Below are 1,973 nucleotides of genomic sequence, written 5' to 3' on the forward strand. Positions count from 1 at the left end.
TGTCAACGCCGATCCAAATCTGACCCACTTACGGCGGTCGCGCCGATCGTAATCTGACCCACCCTCGTGTTCAGGCGGCCTCCCTCTTCGGGGCCGTGGCGGCGATGAGGCCGTCCTTGCGTTTGTCCTTCAGGCGGTAGCTCTCGCCTTGGATCGAGACGACCGTGGCGTGGTGCAGGATGCGATCGAGCATTGCCGCGGTGAGCACCGTCTCGCCGGCGAAGGCCTGGTCCCAGGATCCGAAGGTGAGGTTCGAGGTCAGGATCATCGAGCCGCGCTCATAGCGCTTGGCCACGACCTGGAAGAACAGGTTGGCCTGCTCGCGGCCCAGCGGCAGGTAGCCGATCTCGTCGACGATCAGGAGCTTGTAGACGTTGACAGCCCGGTGCATCGCCTCCTTCAGCTTGCCCTGGCGCTGGGCGGCCTCGAGCATCAGGACGAGGTCGGCTGCCGTGGCGAAGCGCACCTTCATCGCCCGCTGCGTCGCGAGGTGACCGAGCGCGATTGCGAGGTGGGTCTTGCCGACGCCAGACGGGCCGAGGAGCACGACATTCTCCGCCCGCTCGACGAAGGCGAGGCTGGCGAGCTCAAGGAGCTGTTTGCGCGGGGCGCCTGTGGCGAACGCGAAGTCGTAGCCGTCCATCGTCTTGATCGCCGGGAAGCCGGCGACCCGCGCGGCCATCTCTCGAGCCCTCACACGGCGCCCTTCGGCCTCGGTCCGAAGGACGTCCTCGAGGAAGTCTCCGAACGAGCCTTCCTTCGCGGCCTGCGCCTGTGCGGCTGCAGTCCACGCGGTGTCGATCATCTTCAGCCGAAGCTCGGCACAGAGGTCGGCGATGCGCTCGTGCTGGAGGCTGTTCATCGCACCGCTCCCGGCAACATCAGCTCGTCGTAGATCGACAGCGGGTGCTGGAGGCCGACGATCGGGACCGGTGCCGGACGCGGATCGGACCGAACGATCTCGCCGCTATAGGGCGCCGGGATCGGCTGCAGCATCGCGCGTTCGACGGCCAGACGCTCGGCCGGCACGGCCTTGGTCGTGGCATGGACCCTGGCGTTGGCGACCTCACGCAGCCAGCGCCGCACGGCGGCGTTCGCCGCAGCCGCATCGACCGCGATGCCGTCCTGCGCCAGGCGGCTGGCGAACGGCACGTAGAAGCTCGACCGCACGTAGCGGATGAAGCGCTCCACCTTGCCCTTCGTCTGTGCGCGGTAGGGGCGGCACAGGCGTGGGCGGAAGCCGCAGTGGCCGGCGAAGTCGAGGAAGCCGGCGTGGAAGCGGTGCCGGCCCGGTCCATAGGCGTCCCGGTCGATCACCACGGTCTTCACGTTGTCATAGAGTACCTCGCGCGGCACGCCGCCGAGCGCCAGGAAGGCCCGCTCGTGGCAGGCGATCAGCGTCTCCACGCGCTCGTCGGTGACGAACTCGACGTAGGCCGCCCGGCTCCAGCCGAGCGTCGCGACGAAGACCGAGAGCCGGTCCCGTCCCCGCCGGATCGTCGCCCAGTCGACCTGCATCTGCTGACCCGGCGTCGTCTCGAAGCGAACAACCGGCTCCGGCTTCGGCACCGGTTTGAGCGTCGCCACGAACACCTTCACCATCGTGTAGCCGCCGCCGTAACCGCGCTCGCGGATCTCGTCGAACAGCACCTTCGCCGGGATCAGGTCCGGCGCGGCGGCCGCCAGGCGCTCGCGGATATAGTCCTTGAACGGATCGATCTTCGCCGGACGCGCCGGCCGTTCCTTGTAGCGCGACGCCTCCGCGTCCCGCAGATACCGCCGCACGGTGTTGCGCGAGACGCCCACATCCCGCGCGATCTCACGCACACCTTTGCCATGCTCGGCCAACACCCGGATCTCCATCGACAGCTCCACTCCGATCATCCGGGCCCTCCGCATCGCGTCGGGCCCAAGGCTATCGGGTGGGTCAGCTTTCAGTCGGCGACCGGGTCAGTTTTCCAGCGGCGGCAACA

At 68.2% G+C, this 1,973-nt stretch carries 2 protein-coding genes; both read right to left on the bottom strand.

Annotated features, from left to right (window positions below; genetic code table 11):
* Nucleotides 1–70: 70 nt before the first annotated feature.
* The gene (gene istB, locus JCR33_RS24650) at nucleotides 71–862 is read right to left on the bottom strand and encodes an IS21-like element helper ATPase IstB (RefSeq protein ID WP_198884800.1); all 792 of its coding nucleotides are present in this window, start codon (nucleotides 860–862) and stop codon (nucleotides 71–73) included.
* Entirely contained in the window at nucleotides 859–1,884 is a 1,026-nt protein-coding gene (istA, locus tag JCR33_RS24655; protein WP_198884801.1) for an IS21 family transposase, read from the bottom strand. Before istA ends, istB begins: the two co-directional genes overlap by 4 nt.
* Nucleotides 1,885–1,973: the final 89 nt, after the last annotated feature.

This window comes from Acuticoccus mangrovi (assembly GCF_016411865.1).
GTDB lineage: Bacteria > Pseudomonadota > Alphaproteobacteria > Rhizobiales > Amorphaceae > Acuticoccus > Acuticoccus mangrovi.

Bases quoted from the DNA above. Each gene is read 5' to 3' on its own strand.
- istB (WP_198884800.1), bottom strand. From the start codon at position 862: ATGAACAGCCTCCAGCACGAGCGCATCGCCGACCTCTGTGCCGAGCTT.
- istA (WP_198884801.1), bottom strand. From the start codon at position 1,884: ATGATCGGAGTGGAGCTGTCGATGGAGATCCGGGTGTTGGCCGAGCAT.